At 64.2% G+C, this 21023-nt stretch carries 20 protein-coding genes; 9 read left to right on the plus strand and 11 right to left on the minus strand.

Annotated elements, in window-relative coordinates; all coding sequences use genetic code 11:
- Positions 1-14 precede the first annotated feature (14 nt).
- Positions 15-512 carry a RidA family protein gene (locus J4P02_RS21790; protein ID WP_426194104.1) on the minus strand — a complete coding sequence of 166 codons (498 nt, stop codon included), beginning with the start codon at positions 510-512 and terminating at the stop codon, positions 15-17.
- A gap of 75 nt (positions 513-587) precedes the next feature.
- Positions 588-2165, minus strand: a complete 1578-nt coding sequence (locus J4P02_RS21795) for a flavin monoamine oxidase family protein (RefSeq protein WP_426194106.1) — start codon at positions 2163-2165, stop codon at positions 588-590.
- 266 nt (positions 2166-2431) lie between these two features.
- On the opposite strand from J4P02_RS21795, the gene J4P02_RS21800 reads away from it, so the two are divergent.
- Positions 2432-3508, plus strand: coding sequence for a hypothetical protein (locus J4P02_RS21800; protein ID WP_426194108.1), 1077 nt, complete (start codon positions 2432-2434; stop codon positions 3506-3508).
- On the plus strand, positions 3502-4260 hold the full coding sequence (locus tag J4P02_RS21805) for a hypothetical protein (RefSeq protein WP_426194110.1): 759 nt from the start codon (positions 3502-3504) through the stop codon (positions 4258-4260). Before J4P02_RS21800 ends, J4P02_RS21805 begins: the two co-directional genes overlap by 7 nt.
- Before the next feature lie 9 nt (positions 4261-4269).
- On the opposite strand, the gene J4P02_RS21810 is transcribed toward J4P02_RS21805, so the two are convergent.
- The 6 genes from J4P02_RS21810 to J4P02_RS21835 all read right to left on the minus strand — a co-directional run bounded on the left by J4P02_RS21810 (position 4270) and on the right by J4P02_RS21835 (position 10795).
- On the minus strand, positions 4270-5463 hold the full coding sequence (locus tag J4P02_RS21810) for a dipeptidase (protein ID WP_426194112.1): 1194 nt from the start codon (positions 5461-5463) through the stop codon (positions 4270-4272).
- A 164-nt stretch (positions 5464-5627) separates the two neighbouring features.
- On the minus strand, positions 5628-6590 hold the full coding sequence (locus tag J4P02_RS21815) for an ABC transporter substrate-binding protein (RefSeq protein ID WP_426194113.1): 963 nt from the start codon (positions 6588-6590) through the stop codon (positions 5628-5630).
- 12 nt (positions 6591-6602) lie between these two features.
- Complete coding sequence (locus tag J4P02_RS21820) at positions 6603-7412, minus strand: class II aldolase/adducin family protein (RefSeq protein WP_426194115.1); 810 nt, start codon at positions 7410-7412, stop codon at positions 6603-6605.
- Positions 7413-7457: 45 nt separating this feature from the next.
- A complete protein-coding gene (locus J4P02_RS21825; protein ID WP_426194117.1) occupies positions 7458-8396 on the minus strand; it encodes a D-isomer specific 2-hydroxyacid dehydrogenase family protein in 939 nt (312 codons plus the stop codon).
- The gene (locus J4P02_RS21830) at positions 8393-9598 is read right to left on the minus strand and encodes an acyl-CoA dehydrogenase family protein (RefSeq protein WP_426194119.1); all 1206 of its coding nucleotides are present in this window, start codon (positions 9596-9598) and stop codon (positions 8393-8395) included. Before J4P02_RS21830 ends, J4P02_RS21825 begins: the two co-directional genes overlap by 4 nt.
- Positions 9599-9907: 309 nt before the next feature.
- Complete coding sequence (locus tag J4P02_RS21835) at positions 9908-10795, minus strand: LysR family transcriptional regulator (protein WP_426194121.1); 888 nt, start codon at positions 10793-10795, stop codon at positions 9908-9910.
- A gap of 106 nt (positions 10796-10901) precedes the next feature.
- Here J4P02_RS21835 and J4P02_RS21840 point away from each other — a divergent pair, with 106 nt between their 5' ends.
- The 7 genes from J4P02_RS21840 (at position 10902) to J4P02_RS21870 (ending at position 18630) form a co-directional block, all read left to right on the plus strand.
- On the plus strand, positions 10902-11531 hold the full coding sequence (locus J4P02_RS21840) for a cysteine dioxygenase (RefSeq protein ID WP_426194123.1): 630 nt from the start codon (positions 10902-10904) through the stop codon (positions 11529-11531).
- Positions 11528-13111, plus strand: coding sequence for a rhodanese-related sulfurtransferase (locus J4P02_RS21845; protein ID WP_426194125.1), 1584 nt, complete (start codon positions 11528-11530; stop codon positions 13109-13111). The genes J4P02_RS21840 and J4P02_RS21845 overlap by 4 nt, the downstream gene beginning before the upstream one ends.
- 177 nt (positions 13112-13288) lie before the next feature.
- Positions 13289-13837: an RNA polymerase sigma factor gene (locus J4P02_RS21850; protein WP_426194127.1), complete on the plus strand. Its 549-nt coding sequence runs from the start codon at positions 13289-13291 to the stop codon at positions 13835-13837.
- Entirely contained in the window at positions 13834-14802 is a 969-nt protein-coding gene (locus J4P02_RS21855; protein WP_426194129.1) for a FecR family protein, read from the plus strand. The genes J4P02_RS21850 and J4P02_RS21855 overlap by 4 nt, the downstream gene beginning before the upstream one ends.
- Positions 14803-14923: 121 nt before the next feature.
- On the plus strand, positions 14924-17485 hold the full coding sequence (locus J4P02_RS21860) for a TonB-dependent hemoglobin/transferrin/lactoferrin family receptor (protein ID WP_426194131.1): 2562 nt from the start codon (positions 14924-14926) through the stop codon (positions 17483-17485).
- Positions 17486-17709: 224 nt separating this feature from the next.
- Complete coding sequence (locus J4P02_RS21865; protein WP_426194133.1) at positions 17710-18000, plus strand: hypothetical protein; 291 nt, start codon at positions 17710-17712, stop codon at positions 17998-18000.
- Positions 18001-18009: 9 nt separating this feature from the next.
- Positions 18010-18630 (plus strand): hypothetical protein, encoded by a 621-nt coding sequence (locus J4P02_RS21870; RefSeq protein ID WP_426194135.1) that lies wholly within the window; start codon positions 18010-18012, stop codon positions 18628-18630.
- 18 nt (positions 18631-18648) lie between these two features.
- Here the strand turns inward: J4P02_RS21870 and J4P02_RS21875 are convergent, their stop codons facing one another.
- From J4P02_RS21875 to J4P02_RS21885, 3 genes are all read right to left on the minus strand, one after another.
- Positions 18649-18954 (minus strand): ribbon-helix-helix domain-containing protein, encoded by a 306-nt coding sequence (locus tag J4P02_RS21875; RefSeq protein WP_426194137.1) that lies wholly within the window; start codon positions 18952-18954, stop codon positions 18649-18651.
- 14 nt (positions 18955-18968) lie between these two features.
- Entirely contained in the window at positions 18969-19550 is a 582-nt protein-coding gene (locus J4P02_RS21880) for a DJ-1/PfpI family protein (protein ID WP_426194139.1), read from the minus strand.
- A gap of 160 nt (positions 19551-19710) precedes the next feature.
- Positions 19711-20925 carry a class I SAM-dependent methyltransferase gene (locus J4P02_RS21885; RefSeq protein ID WP_426194141.1) on the minus strand — a complete coding sequence of 405 codons (1215 nt, stop codon included), beginning with the start codon at positions 20923-20925 and terminating at the stop codon, positions 19711-19713.
- Positions 20926-21023 lie beyond the last annotated feature (98 nt).

Below are 21023 nucleotides of genomic sequence, written 5' to 3' on the forward strand. Positions count from 1 at the left end.
CTTCAAAGGGGCGCTCAGCGCGTGCGGGCAGCGACGGTTTCGACTTCGATCAGGGCGCCGGGCAATACCAGCCCCGCCACCTGTACCGTGGTGCGAGCCGGTTTCAGCGGTTGTTGCGCGGTGCCGAAGAATTCGCGGAAGGCCACTTGCAGGCCATCGAAATCCAGCTTGCCGCCCAGGGCCGGGTCCCCCACCAGGTAGATCCGCAGTTGCACCACATCCCCCAGGCTCAGGCCCTGGCTGGCGAGGATCGTCTGCACCTTGCCCAGCACCGCCCGGGCCTGGGTCTCGGTGTTGCCCACGGCGTGGATCTGCGCCTTGGGCGCCTTGGGGTCCAGCGGGTCCGGCAGCAGGCCGGAGAGGTAGGTCAGCTCGCTGTTGGCGGGCAGGGTCACCGATTGCAGGATCGGCGAATTGGGGTAGCTGGACGGTACCCGCTGGATTCCCGCGGCCCAGCTGCTGCCGGCGGCGAACAGCAGCCCCAGCCCCACGACGGTATTTTTCAAAGACATGCAAAGACGCTCCCAAGGTTATGAGTGCCAGCCTCGGAGGTCCGCTACCCGGCTTTTTATGATTGAACGGCCGGCTCAGGCCGTTTGTTGCAGCGTTGCGCCTTGCGCTCGCTGGAAAAGTTGCCGCACCACCCGCCGCGCCGCGCCGGCGGCCGCTTCCTGCCAGATGCCCACGCCGCTGTGGGCCAGGCCGTCGCTGGTCAGGTAGACCCGGCCCTGGGGCTGGTTGAGCAGGCCATAGTCGGGCTCGGCCACTTCGTGGCTGATCCAGGGGCCGAAGTTGTAGGGAATCCGGTTCCAGGCGATCACCAGCGGGTGGCGCAGTTCATGGCCATGGCCGGGGTGCAGCAGCTCCACCGCCTGGCGGGAAATCTCGATCTGCTGGGCCTGGCTCTTCTCGGCAAAGCGGCGTGCGGTCTCGCCATTGTTGTAGGCCGCCACCAGCACCCCTTCGGCCTGGTTGAACCCGCCGCTGGGGTACCACAGCCCCGAGGCTTCCTGGTTGATAAAGGACAGCCCGCCATAGATCTGGTACTGGCTTTCCCAGAAGCGCCGGGACTGCCAGGCCACCTTGTTGGCGTAACCGAACTGCACCGCGCCCAGGGCCTGGCGCACCGGGGCGCTGAAGTTGTTCTCGACCCTGGCCAACAGCGGCAGCGGCAGGGAACTGATCAGGTAGTCGGCCTTGAGGCTGTGGCTCTGGCCGCTGCGCCGATCCAGGTAGAGCACCTCGACCCTGTCGTTGTGGTTGCTGATGGAACGCACTTCGCTGTGCAGGCGCAACTGCCCCTGCAGATGCCGGGCAAAGGCCTGGGGAATGCGGTCCATGCCGCCCACCGGCTGGAACATGGTGGGCGAGAACTCCGGGTATTCATCGATCATCAGCGCCGTGGTCAGCGCCGGGTTGAGCAGGGTCTGCAAGGGCAGCGGGTCGTTCTTCTGCGCCAGCTGGTCGCCGGCGCCGGGCCAGACCTTGTAGCCGGAACGGGCCGAACCCAGGTACTCCAGCTTGTCCGAAAGATCGCCCCAGGTTTTCAGAAAGCGCAGCAGGTTGCTGCGATCCTCGGCGCTCAGCTCCTGGTCCAGGGCATGGCGATTGACCGCCTTGGCCAGCAGTGCGGAGAAATGCCCGCGGCTGTCGTTGACTGCCTGGCGGATCTGCAACGCCGGCTGGTTCAGGTCCGGGCGCACCAGGGCGTTGCGGCTGGTATTGACCAGCACCTCCAGCTCCACCCCCAGCTCGCGGCAGTAGCCGAGCATCAACTGGTGATGGCTGGGCAGGCGCCCGGCCCCGGCATTGAGATAGAAGCCCTGGTCAAAACGGGCGATCTGCACATTGCCATCGCTGTGCTCCACCCGATCGCCACCGCGCACCGTCCAGTTGCGCCCGCCCACCCGGTCCCGGGCTTCCAGCAGGGTCACCTTGAACCCGGCCTTGTGCAGCTCGTAGGCACTGACCAGGCCACCGATCCCGGCGCCTATCACCACCACCGAGGCGCCCTTGCCGACGGCCGCGGTGGGCAGCGAGGCATAGTTCTCCTCATAGGCCTCGGCATTGCCGACGGCGCCGAACAGGCCCATGACCGCACTCGCCGCCTGGACCCCGCCGACGGCGGCGATACGGGCGATCAATTGTCTTCTGGTCAGTGACATGCCAGCGCTCCCTGCTGCGGATGGATAGTGCATTCGGTTATAGCCCGGCGACTTATGCAGTCACTTGGGTCTATGTGAAGCCATCCTAGGGGCGCTTATTTAATAAGAGAAATACATTTTAAGCATATGCAAATATTACTTTGTTTCATATTCAAGCAAGCAGATGCTGCGTAACACGCATACAGACGACAACCGCTGCACAGTGAGTTTTCAACGACAGCTAGAGACAGGTTTCAAGCCATTAAAATACAGCTATAACGTATTTATTGAACGATAACATCACCGATGATACCGTTCTTAAATCATGTTATTCGAGCCCCCTCATGAATCCCGAACTGCATCGAGTGGAACAGTATCTACCTGGGCTGGCCTCTTATATCGAGACCGTGCTCGGTGACATCCCGTCCTTCAGCGCCTGGGAGCAGACTTCCAGCCTGCCCTATTACCTCAACAACACCTATTGCCTGCTGCAGATGACCCTGCTGGGACAGACCTGCCTGGTGCTGATGGAAAACCCGCAACGTTCGGTCAGCCTCCCCGATGTGAAAAAGCATATGGACACGCTGCGCAAACTCACCCAGATGCCCATGCTGTTTGTGACCGCAACCCTGGCCTCCTATGAGCGCAAGCGACTGATTGAAAAAGGCATCCAGTTCATCGTCCCGGGCAACCAATTGTTCATCCCGGAACTTGGCCTCGATCTACGGGAGTATTTCCGCGCTCGCCAGGAAACAGTCGAGTTCATCAGCCCGGCAACCCAGGCCATGCTGATTCACCTGCTGATGAATGACTGGAAGCACTCCTTGCAACTGTCCCAGGCGACGCTGGGCCAGCATTTCACCTACTCGAAAATGACCATTTCGCGTGCGGTCAAAGAGCTCAAGGGGCTGGGATTGATCGCCCTGGGCGCAGATAGGCAGCAACAGATCGAAATCCGCACTTCAGCGCGACAGCTCTGGCAGAACGCCAGGAAGCACATGCGCTCGCCGTTGAAGAAGAGCCTGTGGTTAAACGCAGTTCCCCTGCTCGATGGCAACCCACTGCTGCTGGCCGGAGAGTCGGCCCTGGCCCAACAAACCCTGCTGAGCGAGCCCCGGCTGCCGGTCTATGCCTGCTCGAGCGAAACCCTGAGCGCGCTTCTTCTGCAAGCATCGGACTTCCTCAGCGAAGTGGCTGCCGAAGATGCCGCCTGCGAATTGCAGATCTGGACCTACGACCCCTGCGTCTATGCTTCAGTGGTTCCCTATGTCGATCCTTTTTCGCTGATCCTGAGCTTGCAGGACAGCAAGGATGAACGGATCCAGATCGGCTTGAGCCAGCTGGAAGGAGACCTGAAATGGTAAAGGGGCTGGACCGCTTCCGTGACTACTTTGCCGACTACACCGACCGCTACGTGATGATCGGGGGTGTGGCCGCCTTCCTGAGCATGGAAGACGCCGGCCTGCCATTCAGGGCGACCAGGGATCTGGATATAGTCCTGATCATCGAAGCCCTGGACAGTTCGTTTGCCGGCCGATTCTGGGAGTTCATACAGGCGGGTGGCTACCAGATCAGGCAACGCACCAACCAACAGCCAATCTTCTACCGTTTCACCTCCCCCACAGATACCCGCTTCCCTGCACAGATCGAGCTCTTCTCCCGCAGCCCCGAGGGCATTGAACTGGTTGCAGGCGCGACCCTGGCCCCTATTCCCATCGACGAAGCCGTTTCCAGCCTGTCGGCGATCTTGCTCGACGATGACTACTACGATTTCTTGATCGCCGGCATGCAGCAGATCGACTCCATTACCCACATCGGGGCAGATCGGTTGATTCCACTAAAAGCCCACGCATGGCTGAATCTGAACGAACGACAAGACAAGGGGGAACAGATCGACAGCAAGAACATACGCAAACACCGCGATGACATATTGAGGCTCTCGGTTCTACTCACACCAAACTCAACCACTCTGTCCCAACAAATAGCCGAAGACCTGCAACTGTTCCTGGACCGCTTGATCGAACAACAGATGGACCCCACGACCATTGGCCTGACAGAGGACCTGCAACAGCTGGTGTCGCGTATCCGAGAAGCCTTCCATCTCGCCTCAAGCTGACACGCCTCTCTACGGAACAGCCCCAGCCTGAGCCGCCGCCAACACCCGCAGCAGATTACCGCCCCAGATCTTCTCCAGGTCCACTTCGCCATAACCCGCCGCCAGCAGGCGTTCGGTGATGCGCGGCAGTTGCGTCACGTCCTCCAGCCCCTGCACCCCGCCGCCGCCGTCCCAGTCGGCGCCTATGCCCACATGCTCGGGGCCCACCACCTCAAGGATATGCAGCAGGTGGCGCATATAGTCGTCCAGGGTCGCTTGCGCTTGCGGGTAGCGGGCCTCCGTTTGGCGAATGCGTTCGGCCAGGTCTGCCACTTGCGCTGGGCTCAAGCTGGCGGCCAGGCGGAACTCGCGGTACAGCGGCGCCAGGGCCTTGGCGCGCTCGGGGTTGGGTGGGTTGTCCAGCAGGTCGCTGGCAAAGCTGTTGACCTGCACCACCCCGCCCCTGGCCGCCAGCGCCCGCAGGCGTCGGTCGTCGAGGTTGCGCGGGTGCCGGGTGATGGCCCGGCTGCTGGAGTGGGAGGCGATGATCGGCGCCCGGGACAGCGCCAGCACCTGGTCGAACACCTGGTCCGAGGCGTGGGACACATCCAGCAGGATGCCCAGGCGATTGGCTTCCACCACCAGCTCGCGGCCCGCCGGGCTCAGGCCTTGCCACTGCGGCAAGGCCGTGGCCGAGTCGGCGAAGGCGTTGTTGGCCGAGTGCACCAGCCCGAGCATGCGCAGGCCCTGGCGGTAATAGGTATGCAGGCGCCCGGGGTCGGCGGCCAGGGGCTCGGCATTTTCCATGCTGATCAACACCACCCGCTGGCCACGACTGACGATGGCCGGCACATCGGCGGCGCTCAGGGCCAGGGCGAAGTCCTGGGGGTGGGCGGCGATCAGGTCGCGGATCCGCGCCAGTACCGCCAGGCCATGTTCGCTGGCCAGGGTGCGACCTTCTGCGGTGAGTGGCCCCTGGGGGGTGAAGATGGCCCAGAAGCCACCGTCCAGGCCGCCCTCCTTCATCCGTGGCAGGTCCACCTGGGACAGATCGTCCTGATAGCGATGGCGCTGGCGGATGTCCCAGCCGGGGCGGGCCAGTTGCATGGGGGTATCCAGATGGCTGTCGAGCACCGTGAGGCGCTGGTGCAGGTCTGCGCCAGCGCTGGCGGCGACGGCCCAGGGGCTGGCCAGTGCCAGTAGCAATAAGGTGCGAGTGAACATTCAGGCCTCCATGGCCGATCAACTACTGTGGCGAGGGAGCTTGCTCCCGCTGGGTGGTGCAACCACCCCAATGGCAGCCATCACCCACCACTGGGAAATTGTGGGGTGTAGCGGTTGCCGGCACGGCCAAGCGGGAGCAAGCTCCCTCGCCACGACAGCGCTAGTCAGCCCCAGTGGAAGCTGCGGTCCCAGAGCCCGGAAACATCCAGCTGCTGGGGCAGCACTCCGGCTTCATAGAACAGGTCGGCAACATCCTGCTGGGACTTCACCGCCGCCTCGTCCACCGGCTGCAACAAGCGCGGACCGCTCTGGGCGCGGTACTGGGCAAGGAACACCTCGCGCGGCATGCCGAGAATCTGCGCGCTCTTGGTCGCCCATTCCTCGGGGTGGCTGGCGATCCACTGCCAGGAGCGGTACTCGCGCAGGATGTAGTCGGTGATCGCCGCATGCTTGAGCGGATCGGCAATGCTCTGCTGGTTGGCGGCGATCACATAGTTGCCGGACAAGTAGCCCTGGCCGGTCTTCAGCACCCGGGCTCCGGCCCGCAACTGCGCCAGCTGGATGAAGTAGCCGAAGCTCACCCAGGCATCCAGGGCGCCGTGCTGCAAGGCGGCGAAACCGTCCTGGGGGGTCAGCGCCATGGGCACTATGTCGGCAAAGCCCAGGCCCTGCTCCTTCAGCACCTTGAGCAAGAAGTAGTGGGAACTGGTGGAGCGGATATAGCCAATGCGCTTGCCCTTGAGCTCGGCCAGCGACTGCACCTCGGAGCCCTTGGGCAGAACGAAGGCCTGGTTGTTGACATCGCCGGTGAGCACCGCGATCAGCCTCACCGGGGCCTGGTTCTTGATGCCGAAGATCGGTGGTATCTCGCTCATCGGCGAAATATCCAGGGTGCCGCTGACCAGGGCCTCGTAGCTCAGGTTGCCGCCGGTGAACTCGGCGTAGCGCACCTTGTAAGGCGGTGGTTCGATACCCGCCTCGGCAAAGAAGCCCGGGGCCGCGCCCTTGTAGGTGGCGACATTCAGGGTGACCTCGGACAGTTCCGGCACGGCGCCCAGGCCCAGTCGTGGCAGGGCACCGGCCAGGCCGGCCAAGGCGGACAGTTGCAGAAAGCGACGACGCTGCATGATGGCGGGTCCTTATTCGAGAAAATCGGCTTCTTCGCGCAGCACCCGTTCGCGGTAGGGCTGGAAACTGAACCAGCCGCCAAACTCGGTGCCAACCTGGCGCGCCGTATGCCGCGCCACTTCATGGGGAATCGGTCGTGGGGTGCCGGCCGCTTCTGCCAGCAATTGCGCCTGGGCGGCATTGTCCATGGCGATAAAACGCCAGGCCGCGGCCTCCACGGTGGCGCCCACGGTGAGCAGGCCATGGTTCTGCAGAATCAGCGCCTGATGGCCCTGCAACGCGGCGGCGATCCGTGCGCCCTCACTGGCCTCCAGCACCACCCCGGAAAAGTTGTCGAACAGCCCGTGCTTCTCATAGAAGGCGCAGGCGTCCTGGGTCAGCGGGTCGAGCAGGCGACCCAGGGTCGACCAGGCCTTGCCATGCAGCGAATGGGCGTGGGCCGCGGCCACCACCCGGGGATGGGCCTCATGCAGCGCCGCATGGATGGCGAAAGCCGCCAGGTTCAAGGCGCCCTGCCCTTCGACTATGGCGCCCTCGGGGTTGACCAGCAGCAGGTCGGAAACCCGCACATGGCCGAAATACACCCCCACCGGATTGACCCAGAAATGGTCCGTGCGCTCGGGGTCGCGCACCGTGATATGCCCGGCGCCGCCCATATCGAAACCCAGCCGGGCAAACACCCGGAACGCCGCCGCCAGGCTCTGCTTACGCTGCAAGCGTTCCAGCTCGACACTGGCCTGCTGCGGCGGCTGCTGCCAGCGCAGCACGGTGTGGCCGTCCCGGGGCAAGTCATACACCGCGGGGCGAAAATGCGCCGTCATGGTGGCTCTCCTTCTATAGGTTGTGAGTTGCGGCACTGCTCGCCGCTAATGACCAGGCTCGATCGCCACTGGGTTTTCCAGTGGCCGCCCGGCCTGCCAGCGCTGCAGATTGCGCTCCAGCAAACGGGCGACATTCAGATACACCCGGGGCGAATTGGCCGAGGTATGGGGCGACAGGCGAATGCGCGGATGGCGGTAGAACGGGTGGCCATCGGGCAAGGGTTCGGGGTCGGCCACATCCAGGCTGGCCAGGCTCAGTTGCCCACTGTCCAGGGCCTGCAACAGGGCCGGCTGATGGATCAGGCCGCCCCGGGCGATATTGATCAGGTGCAGCCCGGGCTTGGCCGCGGCCAACACGTGGGCGTCGATGATGTGCCGGGTTTGCGCGGTCAACGGCGCCGCCAGCAGCAGATGATCGGCCCGGGCGAACAGCTCCTGCAGATCAGCCGCCGGCAACACACCGGGCACCTCGAAGGGCGTTGCCGAACGCCGCAGCGCCAGCACCTGCATGCCCAGGGCCTGGGCCTTGGGTGCCAGCTCGCGGGCGATATGGCCAAAGCCGAACAGCCCCAGGGTGCTGCCGGCCACCGCGCCCAGCGGCCGCTGTCGCCAATGCTCGGCGCCATCGATCCACAACTCCGGCAGATGCTTGGCGGCGGCAAAGATCGCCGCCAGGGCGAACTCGGCGATGCTCTCGGCGGTGCAACCCCGGGCACTGGCCACCGGCAAGCGCTCGAACAGCCAGGGCGGGAAGTAATCCAGGCCCGAGCTCACCAGTTGCACGAACCCCAGGCCAAAGGGCCAGCCGGCAGGCGGCTCGGGGGCATCGCGAAAATCGGCGTGAGGCGCTGCCAGCAACACCCGCACATCTTGCGGCAGATCCACCGGCAGGCCCCGCGGCAGGCTCAGCACCTCGACCCCGGGCAGCCACTGGCGCAATTGCCGGTTGAAGCCCGCGTCGAGCTGGCTGGCGATCCGCGTCACACCTGGGCTCCCCGACTGGGCAAGGCAAAGGCGGCGCGGCCCACGGCGCCGAGAATCGCATCGTTCTGCGGCGTATGAATGCGGCTGCACAGCACATCGCGGTAATGCCGCTCGATGGGGTTGCCCCGGGCCAGCGCCGGGTTGCCGATGGCCTCGAGCCCCAGCTCCACGGCGCTGATGGCATTGCTGGTGACCAGGTACTTGACCTGGGTCGCCTCGCCGGGAGCGATGCGCCCTTCGGCAGCGGCATCCAGCAGTACTCTATTGCTCAGCAGCAAGGCATCGATACGCCCGATCAATTCCTGGAAGCGCGGCAAGCTCGACAGTGGCGCCCCCAGGTTGGCCGGGGTGCGCTGGGCCAGCCAGCCCAGCAGCCAGTCGCGAGCGGCCCGGGCCACCCCGTCGTAGATCGCCGACAACAGCACGGCAAGCCAGAGCACGCCCTTGCTGTCCAGCTCCGAGGGGCGCGGGACATCGGCCGGTTGGATATCCACCGCCTGCTCCAGGGGCACCCATACCTGGTCGAAGATCACGTCGTGGCTGCCGGTGGCGCGCATGCCCAGGTGATCCCAGGTTTCCTCGATGCGGATGCCCGGGCTGTCGCGATGCACCAGCCAGGTGCCGACCCGAGGCTCGGGCTCGTCGCTACGGGCCCAGACCGCCAGCCAGGTGAGCCCTGGAATGCCGGTGGAATAGATCTTGCGCCCGCTGAGCAGCCAGCCGTTATCCACCCGCTGTGCAACTGTCGCCGGCAAGCCGCCACGAGCCGGAGTGCCCAGCTCCGGCTCGACCCGCAAGGCATTGATCAGCGCGCCCTGCGCCACTGCTTCGCGAGCCAGTTGCTGGCGCAGGTGCAGGGGCCAGGCCTGATTCTGTTGCAGGCGGCTGTGTTGCAGGTACTGCATCACCAGCACCAGCGCGGTGGAAGGCTCGCCCCGGGCCACGGCGCCAATCACCCGCCGCGCCTGGGCCAGGGTCGCCTCGCTGCCGCCCAGGGCCCGGGGCACCGTCAGCGCCAACAGGCCATGCTCATGCAGGCGCCGCAGATTGGCATGGGGAAACTCGCTGTGGCGATCGTAATGGGCCGCCGTGGCGGCGAACTCCTCGCTCAGTTGCTGCAACAGATCGGCGAACTCGGCGGATTCCGGATCGAGCGCGCCACGCGTTGTGGCGCCAGGCGCCTGCACTGTGGAAAGGCTCATGGGCGGGCCGCCTGGTTCAAGGGGCGACCAACAAGGTTCGACGCAAGGCCGTGGAAAAACAGGTTCAGCAGGGCGTGCGCAGGCATTTCAATGTCCCTATTTCAGCGCGTTGAAGCCCATGCTAACTGCATGAAAAACGTCCGTGAAATTCGTTTTTCTTCTAACTTAATATACAAAAATTGCATTCAAGCAAATGCATTAAATGCAAAACAATGATTAAAAAGGTAGAAGCCGGCTTGCCGGCGAACTGACCCGCATGCCTGCTCTCCCCCCTCAATCACACCTAGACATGACGCCTGCTCTCCCGACCTAGCCGACCCGGGCCGCGACCATTTCGCCGAACAGGCTGACCGGTTCCTGCAGGTTGCCGAGAAAGCGCGGGTGGATCAGCCACAGGTCGATCACCGGTTTGAAATCACTGACCGGGACTATCTCCAGCTTGTCACGGTGGCTGCTGTTCTCCAGCAAGGGCAGCGGCACCAGGCCATAACCCAGGCCGTTGGCGATCAGCCCCAGCTGCAGCTCGGTGCCGAAGGTTTCCAGGTTGATCTGCAACGACAGGCCCTGGGCGCTCAGGGCCCGTTGCAGGCCGGCGCGGAAACCGCAGCCGTCGGGGTTGAGCACCCAGCCGCGCTGGTAACAATCGGCCAGCTTGCAGGAACGCTTGCGCACCTCGCCACGGGCCGCCACCACCACCAGGTTCATGCTGCCCAGGGAGCGCCCCACCACACCTTCGGGAAACACCTTGCCGGAGGGAAACAGCGCCGCCACCACATCCAGCTCGCCATTCTCGACCTTGCTCAGCAGGTGGCTGCCCCAGCCGGTGGCCACCGAGGTCTGCAACTGCGGGTAGAGGTTCTTCAACTGGCTCAGGGCGTCGAGCAGTACCACATCGCCGATGGTCTGCGGCACGCCGATGCGCAGGGCGCCGCTGGGGGCGCCGTCATTGGCCACCAGCTCGTTGAGGGCATCGATGCTGCGTAGCACTTCCAGGCACTGGCCATACACCCGCAAGCCCATGCTGGTGGGCTTGAGCGGCTTGGTGTTGCGGTCCAGCAATTCCACCCCCAGGGCTTCCTCGAAATTCTGCACGCGACGGGTGATGGCCGGCTGGGTCAGTTGCAGGGCATCGGCGGCCTGGCTGATGGTCTGGCAGCGGATCACGGCCACGAAGGCATTCAGATCATCTATCTTCATTCTTTTTTCGCATAATGAATGACTGGAAAAATGTTCGATAAGAATAATATCTTTTAGCTCGGCCGTGTAGTTCGCGGCGTTTTTCCTGTGTCCACGGAGGGAGCCCATGCCCCACAACGCCCCAAGCCCAGCCATCGAATCGCCTAACTTCGCCCGCCTGCGGGACTTTATCGCCGCCCTGGCCGAGCTGCTCGACAGCCACCCCGACGAGGCCCGAGTCCTGGATCAGGGGGCCACGCTGCTACAGCGCCTGGTGACCCAGGACGACTGGCTGCCCGCAGCCTTCGCCCAGCCCGACCCGCAGCGCTATCAGCAATTTCTGCTGCATGCCGACTCGCGCCAGCGCTTCTCCATCGTCAGCTTTGTCTGGGGCCCGGGGCAGCGCACGCCGATCCACGATCACCGGGTCTGGGGGCTGATCGGCATGCTCCGCGGCGCCGAGGATTCCCAGGGCTTCGAGCGCCTGGCCGACGGTCGCCTGCAGCCTGCGGGGGCGCCGATACGCTTGGTGCCGGGGCAGGTGGAAGCGGTGTCGCCGCGCATTGGCGATATCCACCAGGTGAGCAATGCCCACAGCGATCGGGTGTCGGTCAGCATCCATGTCTATGGCGCCAATATCGGTGCGGTACGGCGTGCGGTATATGACCCGGACGGCCATGAAAAACCCTTTGTCTCCGGTTACTCCAACCCTTTATTGCCCAACCTCTGGGACCTGTCGAAGGAGCCCCTGCAATGACCGACTTCCCCACTCGCAGCCCGGCACAGATCCGCCAGGCCCTGCTCGACCGCCAGGAACTGGCCCTGCTCGATGTGCGCGAGGAAGCGCCCTTCGCCGAGGCCCATCCGCTGTTCGCGGCGAATATCCCGCTGTCGAAACTGGAGCTGGAGCTGTATGCGCGGATTCCCCGCCGCGACACCCCCATCACTGTCTATGACCAGGGTGAAGGCCTGGCCCTGCGTGCCGCGCAGCGCCTGCGCCTACTGGGCTACAGCGATGTCGCCCTGCTCGAAGGCGGCCTGCAGGGCTGGCGCGCCGCCGGTGGCGAACTGTTCAAGGACGTCAATGTGCCGAGCAAGGCCTTTGGCGAACTGGTGGAAGCCGAGCGCCACACCCCGTCACTGGCCGCCGAGGAACTGCAGGCCCTGCTCGACCAGCAGGCCGACCTGGTGGTGCTGGACGCCCGGCGCTACGACGAATACCAGACCATGAGCATTCCCGGCAGCACCAGCGTGCCCGGCGCCGAGCTGGTGCTGCGGGTACGCGAACTGGCCCCCGACCCGCGCACCCGGGTGGTGGTCAACTGCGCCGGGCGCACCCGCAGCATCATCGGCACCCAGTCCCTGGTCAACGCCGGTATTCCCAACCCGGTGGCGGCACTGCGCAATGGCACCATCGGCTGGACCCTGGCCGGGCAGAAGCTCGAACACGGCCAGAGCCGACGCTTCAAGGCGGTGGATGAAGCCCGGCGGACAGAGGCCCAGGTGGCGGCCCGGGCGGTGGCCGACCGCGCCGATGTGGCGCGCATCGACCTGGCCCAGTGGCGGCGCTGGCAGGCCGAGGCCAAGCGCACCAGCTATCTGTTCGATGTGCGCACCCCAGAGGAATTCGCCGCTGGCCACCTGCCCGGCGCGCGCTCCACCCCGGGGGGCCAGCTGGTGCAGGAAACCGACCACTTCGCCAGCGTGCGTGGCGCACGCCTGGTGCTGGTGGACGATGACGGCGTACGGGCCAATATGAGCGCCTCCTGGCTGGCACAGATGGGCTGGCAGGTGGCGGTGCTCGACGGCCTGCGCGCCAGTGATTTCAGTGTGCGCGGCCCCTGGCAGCAGCCCCTGCCGGATGTTGCGCCAACCGAGGAGATCAGCCCGCAGACCCTCGCCGGCTGGCTGCAGGAGCCCGGCACCCTGGTGCTGGATGTCACCGCCAGTGCCCACTATGTGCAGCGCCATATCCCCGGCGCCTGGTGGGCGTTGCCCAGCCAGCTGGAGGACTCCCTGGCGCAACTGCCGCAACCGCAGCGCTATGTGCTGACCTGCGGCAGCAGCCTGCTGGCGCGCTTCGTGGCGCCGCAGTTGCAGGCCCTGACCCAGCGCCCGGTGTTTGTCCTGAGCGGCGGCACGGCGGCCTGGATCGAGGCCGGCCTGCCCCTGGAGGAAAGCCGCCAGCAACTGGCCGCGCCACGAATCGACCGCTACCGTCGCCCCTATGAAGGCACCGACAATCCCAAGGAGGCGATGCAGGGCTACCTGGACTGGGAATTCGGCCTGGTGGCGCAGCTGGGCCGGGATGGCACCCATGGGTTTTTCGTGATCTGAATCGGCTGCCGGCGAAGGCGCTCTTGAGGGCCTCTTCGCTGGCAAGCCAGCGCCTACAGGGGAGATTGGCCCGGGAAAACAGGGATTGCGGGTCTTTCATCGGCAAAGTGACAAATAGCAATAATTCTCGATATCATTCGCGACCTTGTGCTCAACGCGTCGTCAAGAAGGATATCCATGTCTCGCTCCAAGCCCGACTCCAGGTCGCTGGAGGCTGTCCGCGGGTTCTATGCGGACATCCTGCATTTCCTGCGTAAACGCACGGACAACGCCAGCGACGCGGCGGACATGACCCAGGATGTGTTCACCCAATGGCTCGACTACCGCGACCGGGCCCAGGTGGAACAGCCCCGGGCCTTTCTGTTCCAGATGGCACGCAATCTGCTGCGCGATCATTGGCGGCACCAGCAGGTGCGTTCCAAGGTGCATCAGCACGCCCACCCCGAGCACAGCTTCGACAGCGAACCCCTGGCCGACGAACGCCACGAGCCGCTGCCCGCCGCCCAGCGCCTGCAACGCCTGGAACAATTGAAAGAAGTCCTCGCCGAGCTCTCGCCGCGCCGCCGCGAAGCCCTTATGCTGCACCGCTTCGAAGGGCTGAGCCAGGCGCAGATCGCCGAACGCATGGGAATTTCCGTAAGCATGGTGGAGAAACACATCGCCTTTGCCCTGCTGCACTGCAAGCAGCACCTACAACGAGAAAATGGCAAGGAGCAGCCTGAATGACCCGCTTTCCCGGCCTCCACGACGACCCCGAGCACGAGCAGATCGATGCCCAGGCCGCCAGTTGGTTCGCCCGCAACCGCAATGACCCGGACCGCGCCAGCCGCAAGGCTTTCGACCTCTGGGTCAGCGAACCGGCCCACGCCCGGGCCTACGCCGAGTTCGAACAGCTGTGGGTCGACCTGGCCCAGTTGCAGCAACTGAGCCGCCCGCTGCCCCTGCCCTTGCCCCAGCGCAAGACTCCGCGCTGGCGACCGGCCCTGGCCGTGGCCGCCGCCGTGCTCTGCGCGCTGCTGGCGGTCAACCTGGGGACGCCGCAAGGCCCCTATGTGCAGCAGATTGCGGCCCAGGAGCAAGGTGCCCGGGCCTTCAAGCTGCCCGACGGCAGCACCTTGTACGTCAACGCCAATACCCAGGTAAAAATCGATTTCAGTGCCCAGCAGCGGGATATCTACCTGCAGCAGGGCCAGCTGTACCTGGAAGTCGCCGCCGACAAGGAGCGCCCGCTGTGGGTGCACAGCGGCGCGGCCAAGGTGCGGGTGGTGGGCACCGCCTTCGATGTGCGCCGTGGCCAGCGCCAGCTGGTGGTCAGCGTGGCTCATGGCCTGGTGGCCTTCAGTCCTGATGGCAAGCCGGGGGATCTGACACTCTTGGGCGCCCGCCAGCAGGCCACCTACGACCTGCATAAAGGCACCCTGCGCCAGCAGGCCTTGGACCGCGATGAAGTGGCCGACTGGCGCAGCGGGCGCCTGGCGTTTCGCAACCGCGAGCTGGCCAGCCTGGTGGACGAGTTGAACCTCTACCGCCACCAGCCGGTGCAGTTGGCCGAGGGCTCGCTGGGGGCCTACAAGGTCTCGGGCAACCTCGACGTCAATGATCCGGACGCCCTGATCAAGGCCCTGCCGGCGCTGATCCCGGTCAAGACCCGGGTCCAGGCCAACGGTCAGTTGAAGATCGAAGCCCGTTGAAATCAATACATGAGAATATTTTGCATTCGCATATGAGGTTTTCTTGCACTGCCCCGTCTTCCTCCTGTCCGCGCTTTGTGTGCAGCGCTTTTTTGGCCTTTGAGCCGCCTTGGGGGAAGTCATGTTTCGCGCGTTCTTGCCTGTACCGTTAGTCCGTACCCGCCCGACCCTGCTCGCCGCCTGCCTGGCATTCAGCCTGCAGGCGCATGCCGGGCCGCTGCATTTCCAACTGCCGGCGCAGCCCCTGGCCGCCTCCCTGAGCCAGATTGCCCAACAGGCGAAGATCCAGTTGCTGTTCGATGAACAACTGCTGCGCAATGCCAAGGCGCCGGCGCTGCAAGGCGACTTCAGCCCGGAAGAGGCGATCCGCAATCTGCTCCGGGACGGCCAGTTCAACCTGCTCAAGGTCGACAACACCTACATAGTGCGGCCCGCCGAAACCACCGTTAGCAGCGGTTCGGCCTTGCAACTGGGGGCCATGAGCGTGATCGGCAACGGCACCGAGGTGGACTCCTCCAGTGTTGGCCGCTCGACCCTGAACCAGGCGGAAATCGATCGTCACCAGGCCACCAACGTCGCCAGCCTGATCGACACCTTGCCCGGCGTGAGCCTGGGCGGTTCGCTGAAACCCGGTGGCCAGACCATCAATATCTGGGGCCTGGGGGATGCCGAGGACGTGCCACTGAGCGTCGATGGCGCCACCAAGAGCGGCTTCGAGCGCTACCAGCAGGGTTCGATCTTCATCGAGCCGGAAATGATCAAGCGCATCGTGGTGGAAAAGGGCCCGCACTCGCCCGAGACCGGCAACGGCGGTTTCGGCGGCACCGTGCACATGGAGACCAAGGACGCCCCTGACTTGCTGCAGGACGGCCGCAACACCGGCGCCATGGTCAAGTACGGCTACAGCAGCAACAGCCATGAGCAGGCCTACACCGGCGCGGTGTACGGACGCACCGACGACCATCGCTTCGATGCCCTGGCCTACTGGACCAAACGCGATGGCGACGACATGAAACTGGCCAGCGCCCAGCCCGACCCGCGCAATGAATACCCGATCAACCCCAAGCGCCTGCCCAATACTGCCCAGGACCTGGAAGGCGAGCTGTTCAAGCTGAACATGCAGTTGACCGACGAGCATCGCCTGGGCTTCACCTACATGCGCTCCGACAGCAACATCTGGGCGCCCTTCTCGGCCAAGAGCTACCCGACGCCGCCAAAGCTCGGCGACATCATCAAGTACGGCTATGAAGGTGCCAGCCAACGCTACCTGGCCCAGCGCAACACCATCGACACCACCTGGCTGGCCAAATATCAGTACACCCCGGTGGACAACCCCTGGATCGACTTCGAAGCCCAGTATTCCAACTCCGACACCGACCAGACCGACGAGCGCGGTGCGACCTCCTTCATCCAGCCGTCCTCGGGCGGACGCAAGATCACCGTGGGTTATGAGGACAAGATCCTCTCCCTGAAAAACACCAGCCGCTTCAGCACCGGCCCGCTGGACCATGCCCTGACCAATGGCATCCAGATCCGCAAACATACCCGCGAAGTGGACATGTGGATGCCGGGCAAGTCCTATGAAGTGCCCAAGTACAACTACGGCCACTACCAACCGGGCTTCATGCCCCACGGCAAGGTCGACAACAACGCGTTCTACATCCAGGACGCCATTACCCTGGGCGACTTCACCCTGACCCCGTCGCTGCGCTACGACCATGTGCGCAACCGTGGCGAGAAAAACGACGCGCCGGTCTACAACAGCCCCGACCCGGTGGTGGGCCACGACTATGGCGACAAGACCTACACCGGCTGGTCGCCACGGCTGTCGGCATACTGGAACGTCACCCCGCAGTTCGCCCTGTTCGCCGACTACAGCAAGACCTGGCGTGCGCCGGTGATCGACGAACAATATGAAGTGCAGTCGGCCGGCACCACCCGCTCGTCCACCAGCCGCAACCTTGACCCGGAACGCATCACCGCGCTGCGCGCCGGTAACATCACCAGTTTCTCCGACGTGCTGGCCAAGTCCGACAGCGTGCAGATCCGTACCACGGTGTTCCGCAACGACATCAAGAACGAAATCATGAAGAACCTGGGGATCGGTTGCGCCGAGCAGTTGAGCACCGGCAAGAGCATCGGTGATACCTGCAACCAGCCGACGATCGGGGTCTACCGCAATGTCGGCGACCTGACCATCAAGGGTTTCGAAGTCGAGAGTTTCTACGATTCCACCTACCTGTTCGGCTCGCTGTCCTACTCCTGGATCACCGGCAAGCATCAAGGCGCCTACACCAACCCCTGGGGCCCGAACGTCTGGGCCCGGGACATTCCGCCGCGCAAGTGGGTCGCCACCCTGGGGGTGAAGATTCCGCAGTGGGATGCCCAAGTGGGCTGGCAGGGCCAGTGGGTGCGCCAGACCGACCGCGTGCCCAGCGACATCTACCCGAGCGGCCCGGCCAGCGCCGCGGGCGACTCCTACTGGGACCAGTACGAAAACGACCGCTACAACGTGCACGGCCTGTTCGCCAACTGGAAACCCCAGCAGGCCTACCTCAAGGGCACCGAAGTCAATTTCACCCTGGATAACATGTTCAACCGCGACTACCGCCCACCGCTGAGCGGTGAGAACGCCTCCAGCCTGGGGCGCAACGCCAAGATCAGCGTGACCCGGTTCTTCTAATCGCCCTCGCCCGCGGTGCACCCACTGCACCGCGGCATGCCCTGTGCTCGGTGCCCGCCGAGGCTCGCCACAGATCTGTTGCAAGCCTTTAACCCGGCCTCGCCGCCCCCTCTTTCCGGGCTAGGATCGAGCTCCCCCTTGATCACCACTGAAATGCCTTCGGGCACTTTCAGTGGTTTCCTCATTGAATTCGTACGACGGATATCGTACAAACAGAGGGCATCATGGACAGAGGCTTCAGGCGGGTCAGGCGGCAACTGATCAACGCCCTGCAAACGGGAAACTACCTGCACGCGACACGTGGCTCGATCGACATCAAGAACCTGCTGGCCACTGGCGAGATCTCGGCCCGGCAACTGATCGAAATAGTGCTTGCTTGCCGGGGCGGCGATCACAGTTGCAGCCCACACCACAGCGTCCCGCAGATTGCCGTCCATGTGCTCAAGCGAGCCGGCTGGTACATCAAGTTCTATTTTATCGAGCCAGAGACGTGGTTCATCAGCGTTCACCGATGAGGGCAATCCATGAAACTGTATCTGCAAGGCGACCGTGGCAAGGCGCTCTGCGAGCATTGCCAACAGGTCGTTGGCATCACCTACCTGCGCCGCGACCTGCCGTTCAGCGATGGCCAGGGCCAGGCCCGGGACATCCTGGTGGGGGTCTGCGACCTATGCGCCAGCGCGGTGGCGATTCCGCCGCAGTCGACCCCGGCGATCAAGGAAGCGCGCAAGCATCAGCTGACCTCCATCGAGGCCCGGCTGCCGGCGGTCTATCTCGATGTGCTGGACGCCGCCATGCACTCGGTGGCCGAGGACGCCGGGGTGCAGATGCGCAAGCTGTTCTTCGGTTATTACCTGAGTGCCCAGAGCGGGCTGGACCTGGCGCAGGTACACGGCGGGTTCACCGCCTACCTGGAGCAACAGGTCAGGGCCCGCGGGCTGCCGGCCAGCCAGCCGATGAAACGCCTGTCGCTGAAAGTGAATCACTATGTGGCCGAGGATCTGGCCCGCCTGCTGCAAGCAACCCGGATGAGCCAGACCGAACTGCTGAAATCCCTGATCGCGCAGATCCGCGAGGACGTGCTCGAAGGCGCCAACCCCGCGGTAATCGCCGACCTGCGCCGGCTCATGCGCCTGGCTCTGTAGCCATTCGGCCCCTGCCTGCTACTGGGTTTGCCGACGCACCAGGCTCAGGTCCGGGGCGCCACTGCGGCGCTGGCTCAGGTAGCGGGTGCAACTGACCCGCAGGAAGGAGGCGAAATTCACCACCTCGCCGCGGTAGTCCATGACCTCTTCATACAGCTTGGCGATCAACTGGTTGGTGGTCATGCCGTCCACCTCGGCGATCTCGCTGAGGATGTCCCAGAACTGATTTTCCAGGCGCAGGGTGGTGACCACGCCACAGATGCGCAACGAACGCGAACGGGATTCGTAGAGAATCGGGTCGGCCTTGACGTACAGCTCGCACATGGCGTGGCCCTCGCTTACAGGCTGATCCTGGTGCCCAGCAGGCCAAGGAAACCCGCCAGCCAGCTAGGGTGCGCCGGCCAGGCCGGAGCGGTGGCCAGGTTGCCCTGGACGTGGCCGGCAGTCACCGGAATATCGATATAGGTGCCGCCCGCCAGGCGCACTTCCGGGGCACAGGCCGGGTAGGCGCTGCACTCGCGGCCTTCAAGAATTCCCGCCGCCGCCAGCAGTTGCGCGCCGTGGCACACCGCGGCAATCGGCTTGGCCGCCTGGTCGAATTCCCTGACCAATTGCACCACCTGTTCGTTCAGCCGCAGGTACTCCGGCGCCCGGCCACCGGGGATCAGTAGCGCGTCGTAATCGCTGGACTTGACCTTGGCGAAATCGAAATTCAGGGCGAACAGATGGCCCGGCTTTTCACTGTAGGTCTGGTCGCCCTCGAAGTCGTGGATCGCCGTGCGCACCGTCTGCCCGGCGCTCTTGTCCGGGCACACCGCATGCACCGTATGACCGACCATCTGCAATGCCTGGAAGGGCACCATCACTTCGTAGTCTTCGACGTAATCGCCAACCAGCATGAGGATCTTTTTCGCGGCCATGGAGTGGACTCCCTTCAAGGAAACACGTGGACAGAAGAAGTACTCAAGGTAGTCGCAATCGGCCGGGCCGGGTAATAGCCAGTTACTACAGCGGCAAGCTACAAGCTACAAGCTGCAAGTGGGTACTAGAGCTCCTGGCTTGCAGCTAGCCACTTGCCGCTTACAGCTGCTTGTCTGCTTTGAGCAGGGTTTCCAGGCAGTGTTCGCTGATCTGGTAGAACGCCTTGAGTTCCTCGATCCGCGCCAGCAGCGGGCCCGGGGCCTGGGGCTCGGCGCGCTTGACCGCGAGGATCATCTTGTTCTTGTTGGTGTGTTCCAGGGAGATGAATTCGAAGACCTTGGTTTCATAACCGCAGGCTTCGAGGAACAGGGCCCGCAGGCTGTCGGTGACCATCTCCGCCTGCTGCCCCAGGTGCAGGCCGTATTGCAGCATGGGCTTGAGCAGCGCCGGGCTCTGGATCTGCTGGCGGATCTGCTTGTGGCAGCACGGCGAGCACATGATGATCGACGCGCCGGAGCGAATGCCGGTGTGGATCGCGTAGTCGGTGGCGATATCGCAGGCGTGCAGGGCGATCATCACCTCCAGTTCGCTGGGGGCCACGCTGCGCACATCGCCGCACTTGAACACCAGCCCCGGATGCTCCAGGCGCTGCGCGGCGGCGTTGCACAGGCTGACCATATCCTCGCGCAGCTCGACCCCGGTGACTTCGCCCTGGGCCTTGAGGCTGTTGCGCAGGTAGTCGTGGATGGCGAAGGTCAGGTAACCCTTGCCGGAGCCGAAGTCCGCCACCCGCACCGGCTGTTGCAGATCGATCGACGAACTGCCCAGGGCGTGGCTGAACACCTCGATGAACTTGTTGATCTGCTTCCACTTGCGCGACATCGCCGGAATCAGCTCGTGCTGCTTGTTGGTCACCCCCAGGTCGGCAAGGAACGGCCGGCGGAGGTCGAGAAAGCGATTCTTCTCCCGGTTGTGCTCGGCAGACGGCACATCACGCTGGGTTTGCGGCTTGCCCTTGAACAGCGAGCTCTTGCCCTTCTTGCTGTACTCAAGCTGCACTTCATCGGTAAGGGTCAGCAGGTGAGCGTTCTTGAACGAAGCCGGCAGCAGCTCGGCGATCAGCGCCTGGCCCTCGGCCAGGGGCAGGTTCTTGGTGATGTCGCGGGTCTTGTAGCGATAGACGAAGGACAGGCAGGGCTGCTCCTTGACCGTCAGCTGCTTGATGATCAGCCGTTGCAGGTCGGCTTCGCTGCCCACGTGCTTGGCCAGTACCAGCTTGATAAAAGCGTTTTGCGCGAGGCTGGTGTCCAGCAACTGCAGAAAATCGGCGTGGTGATCCGGCGCCGGGCGAGCGGAAGGAGCGGTGACAGACATGGGAGCAGGTGCCTCGGGCAATGCGCGGTGTGAATCAGGAAATGGCGGCTATTTTAGGGGGGATGGCTCGCCGGGGCACGGAGTTATTGCCCCGACGG

It is taken from the genome of Pseudomonas sp. NFXW11 (assembly GCF_049887815.1).
Taxonomy (GTDB): domain Bacteria; phylum Pseudomonadota; class Gammaproteobacteria; order Pseudomonadales; family Pseudomonadaceae; genus Aquipseudomonas.

Excerpts from the sequence above, each read along its gene's own strand:
- J4P02_RS21790 (WP_426194104.1), bottom strand. The coding sequence starts at position 512 with ATGTCTTTGAAAAATACCGTCGTGGGGCTGGGGCTGCTGTTCGCCGCC.
- J4P02_RS21795 (WP_426194106.1), bottom strand. The coding sequence starts at position 2,165 with ATGTCACTGACCAGAAGACAATTGATCGCCCGTATCGCCGCCGTCGGC.
- J4P02_RS21805 (WP_426194110.1), top strand. The coding sequence starts at position 3,502 with ATGGTAAAGGGGCTGGACCGCTTCCGTGACTACTTTGCCGACTACACC.
- J4P02_RS21810 (WP_426194112.1), bottom strand. The coding sequence starts at position 5,463 with ATGTTCACTCGCACCTTATTGCTACTGGCACTGGCCAGCCCCTGGGCC.
- J4P02_RS21815 (WP_426194113.1), bottom strand. The coding sequence starts at position 6,590 with ATGCAGCGTCGTCGCTTTCTGCAACTGTCCGCCTTGGCCGGCCTGGCC.
- J4P02_RS21820 (WP_426194115.1), bottom strand. The coding sequence starts at position 7,412 with ATGACGGCGCATTTTCGCCCCGCGGTGTATGACTTGCCCCGGGACGGC.
- J4P02_RS21830 (WP_426194119.1), bottom strand. The coding sequence starts at position 9,598 with ATGAGCCTTTCCACAGTGCAGGCGCCTGGCGCCACAACGCGTGGCGCG.
- J4P02_RS21835 (WP_426194121.1), bottom strand. The coding sequence starts at position 10,795 with ATGAAGATAGATGATCTGAATGCCTTCGTGGCCGTGATCCGCTGCCAG.
- J4P02_RS21840 (WP_426194123.1), top strand. The coding sequence starts at position 10,902 with ATGCCCCACAACGCCCCAAGCCCAGCCATCGAATCGCCTAACTTCGCC.
- J4P02_RS21845 (WP_426194125.1), top strand. The coding sequence starts at position 11,528 with ATGACCGACTTCCCCACTCGCAGCCCGGCACAGATCCGCCAGGCCCTG.
- J4P02_RS21850 (WP_426194127.1), top strand. The coding sequence starts at position 13,289 with ATGTCTCGCTCCAAGCCCGACTCCAGGTCGCTGGAGGCTGTCCGCGGG.
- J4P02_RS21855 (WP_426194129.1), top strand. The coding sequence starts at position 13,834 with ATGACCCGCTTTCCCGGCCTCCACGACGACCCCGAGCACGAGCAGATC.
- J4P02_RS21860 (WP_426194131.1), top strand. The coding sequence starts at position 14,924 with ATGTTTCGCGCGTTCTTGCCTGTACCGTTAGTCCGTACCCGCCCGACC.
- J4P02_RS21865 (WP_426194133.1), top strand. The coding sequence starts at position 17,710 with ATGGACAGAGGCTTCAGGCGGGTCAGGCGGCAACTGATCAACGCCCTG.
- J4P02_RS21870 (WP_426194135.1), top strand. The coding sequence starts at position 18,010 with ATGAAACTGTATCTGCAAGGCGACCGTGGCAAGGCGCTCTGCGAGCAT.
- J4P02_RS21875 (WP_426194137.1), bottom strand. The coding sequence starts at position 18,954 with ATGTGCGAGCTGTACGTCAAGGCCGACCCGATTCTCTACGAATCCCGT.
- J4P02_RS21880 (WP_426194139.1), bottom strand. The coding sequence starts at position 19,550 with ATGGCCGCGAAAAAGATCCTCATGCTGGTTGGCGATTACGTCGAAGAC.
- J4P02_RS21885 (WP_426194141.1), bottom strand. The coding sequence starts at position 20,925 with ATGTCTGTCACCGCTCCTTCCGCTCGCCCGGCGCCGGATCACCACGCC.